The 2,776-nt window shown below is 70.6% G+C and carries 3 protein-coding genes; 1 reads left to right on the top strand and 2 read right to left on the bottom strand.

The features are described from left to right. Positions 1 to 191 precede the first annotated feature (191 nt). Positions 192 to 1,268 carry a S8 family serine peptidase gene (locus HCC78_RS32005; RefSeq protein ID WP_172332737.1) on the bottom strand — a complete coding sequence of 359 codons (1,077 nt, stop codon included), beginning with the start codon at positions 1,266 to 1,268 and terminating at the stop codon, positions 192 to 194. Between the two features lie 229 nt (positions 1,269 to 1,497). On the opposite strand from HCC78_RS32005, the gene HCC78_RS32000 reads away from it, so the two are divergent. After that, positions 1,498 to 2,085, top strand: a complete 588-nt coding sequence (locus tag HCC78_RS32000) for a hypothetical protein (protein WP_172332736.1) — start codon at positions 1,498 to 1,500, stop codon at positions 2,083 to 2,085. 4 nt (positions 2,086 to 2,089) lie between these two features. On the opposite strand, the gene HCC78_RS31995 is transcribed toward HCC78_RS32000, so the two are convergent. Further along, on the bottom strand, positions 2,090 to 2,635 hold the full coding sequence (locus HCC78_RS31995) for an RNA polymerase sigma factor (RefSeq protein WP_172332735.1): 546 nt from the start codon (positions 2,633 to 2,635) through the stop codon (positions 2,090 to 2,092). Positions 2,636 to 2,776 lie beyond the last annotated feature (141 nt).

Genomic DNA, 2,776 nt, shown 5'->3' with positions numbered 1-2,776 from the left:
CGGCCTGCCCCGGGTCATCGAGGCCTGCGACAACCGCCGCCTGCATCCGGCACCGGTCCATCTCAGCCCTGCCAAGTTCGCAGGCCGCCCCGCCCGCGCCATGGTCAAAACCGCCGCCCGGCAATGCCCACCCGCGGAGGCGCACTCCAGCCTGATGTCCGGATTCGCTGGCCATTGACCCCCGCGCGGCGTCACGGCCCGCAGCCTGCAGGCGCATGGAGCAGACCCGCCCCGAAAGTGTCGTCCCGTCCGCGCGGCCCGAGGTCGCTGGCCGCCTCGGCCAGATGGCTGCGCACTGCCGCCACCGGAACGGGGCCGCTCAGCGCCGGGTCCGCGGCGATCGCCGCCGTCACGAAGGGCGCCGCGGCGGAGGTGCCGCTCAGCACCCGGAGCTTGCCGCCATTGGGCACCAGGATATCGACGCCCGGCGCGGAGAGATCGACATGCGGACCGTGCACGGCCAGGCGGTAGATTTCCGCATCCCGGTCGACTGCCGTGACCGCGAGCACGAAGGGAAAGGCCGCCGGATAGCGCGGCGGCGAGGACGGCCCCTGGTTGCCCGCCGCGGCCACCAGTATCATGCCGTCCCGGGCCGCCGTGGCGAGACCACGATCCAGAAGCTTGTTGTAGGGACCGGCCAGGCTGACATTGACGAGGCCGACGCCGGATTTCTCCAGCCAGTCGACGGCGCGCAGGATCGCATCGACTCCGGCGGTCTCCCCGTCGCCGCGGCGCGGGTCGATCACGTCGGCGCTGTAGATCTGCGCCCGGGTCAGCCGCCCCTCGCCGGCCAGCAGTTCCGCCATGAGCGTGCCGTGATCTGTAGCCGGCGGCAGATCGCTGCCGCGGAAGCGCTGCTGCACCACCTGCGCCCCTGCAAGGCCGGAACTGCGCGTGTCGACCCCGGCATCGATCAGCCCGATCCGCCGGGTGGCAACGCAGCCATCGGCGGGCCAGCCGATCATGTCTCCGGCAAAACCACGCCTGGCTGCCGCGGCCGCCTGGATGCGGTAGGCATGGTTCGCCCCGGCGGTGACCCCGGGCCGCAGCGCCTCGATCTCGGCAATCGCCTCGGGGATGCTCCGCCCGGCCGGGATCCGCAGATCGAGCAGCGTCTCGTCCAGCCCGTCAAGCCGGTAGCTTCGATCGAGCGTGTAGCCCAGTCCCCCCGCCTGGCGCGCCAGCCCGTCGCCGTCCCGCGAGACCAGCACCAGCAACTGGCGGGCATCGATGACCTCGGGCGGCGCAGCGGTCTGGAGACGGGCCACGCATCCGGCGAGCAGGACAAGGATGAAAACAGCCAAAACCCTGCGCATGCGGCACCTGCCCGACCCGATTGACCAACGCGGCCAGCATAGCCCCCGCGGCGGCTTTGGGAACCCCCCGCGGCTGTCCCGGAGCCGCATGATTGAACCTTCTGGCCTCGTCCCGCGACTGATAGCATGATGGAGCAAAGCAGGCCCGCCCGCGGAGGGCGGGCGGAAGGAAGGGCACGGAATGACCGGGCAAGCGCAGGATTTCAGCGAGGACGAGCTCATGTCCTTCATCCGCGGCACCGCCCCCGCAGATTTGGCGGCGCGGATCGCCGCATCGCGGGACCGCGATCCCGCCCTGGCCGCGGAACTCGCGCTGATGGCAGGCCTCGGCCCTGCCCTCGCGGACGAACCGGGCGCCGGCACGCCCGACGGCACCGGCTGGGCACGGCTGGAAGAGGCGATCCGGCTCGAGCCGCGGGCCGCAAATGTCCCGGCCGCGCCGCGGCGGCAGCTGATGGCGTGGCGCGCGGCAGCGGCTGTCTTCCTGCTGGCGGCAGTGGCGGAGGGCGCCTGGATTGCAGGACGGCCGGAGCCGGGCTACCAGACAGTGACCAGCGGAACGGCAGAGCATGTGCTGGCCGTCGGGTTCCGCCCGGACGCGACCGAGGCCGAGATGCGTACCCTGCTGCAATCCGCGCAGGGACGTCTGGTCGGCGGGCCCGGCGCCGCGGGACTCTACCGCGTGGCCTTTGCCGATGAGGCGGCCCTGGACGCCGGCCGGGACCTCCTCGGCGCGGCCGGCATCGTCGAGCTCGTGGCCGAGGAATAGCCGGTCAGCGCGACAGGCACCGCATCAGCAGCTTCTTGGCATGGAACAGCCGGGTCTTCACCGTGCCCTCGGCGACATTTTCCACGCGGGCGATCTCGGCGCAGGTCATCTCTTCGAAATAGGCGAGATGGATCGCGGCACGGTGCCGGTCGCCGAGCTTCGCGACGCAGTCCCGCACCCTGGCAGCATCCTGTGACGCGGCGATCACCGTCTCCGGGTCGGGCCCCTCATCGGCAACGCTGTCATCCGGCGGGGCGAGATCGGTCCGCGCCTGCCTGCGGATATGGTCGACGGTCTTGTTTCGGGCGATCGTCAGGATCCAGGACCTGGCGGAAGCGCGCCCCTGGAACTGCCCGGCATTCCGCCAGACATCGATCATGGTGTTGTGGACGATATCTGCGGCCTCGCTGGGATCGCGCAGCCGGGACATGACGAAGCGCCTGGCGGCGTCCGCGTGCCGCGTGTAGATCAGCCGCATCGCGGCCATGTCCCCCGCGGCGATCCGCTCCAGAAGCTGCCGGTCCCCGGCTTCCCCTTCCTCCGCGACCATCCCGCCGTTCCCCCGGCCCCAATTGCGTTCCAAGGAGATGATGTCCGATCATGGCGTCGGATTCCACCTGATGTTTTCCGTCCATCAATGCCCTGTCGTCACTTCCGGTACGGGCTTGGCCTTCGGCTTTTCATTTTTCTT

It is taken from the genome of Mangrovicoccus sp. HB161399, assembly GCF_013184745.1.
GTDB lineage: Bacteria > Pseudomonadota > Alphaproteobacteria > Rhodobacterales > Rhodobacteraceae > Mangrovicoccus.
The sequence above is the reverse complement of the archived record's forward strand: the minus strand, read 5'-3'. Positions and strand labels throughout refer to the sequence as shown.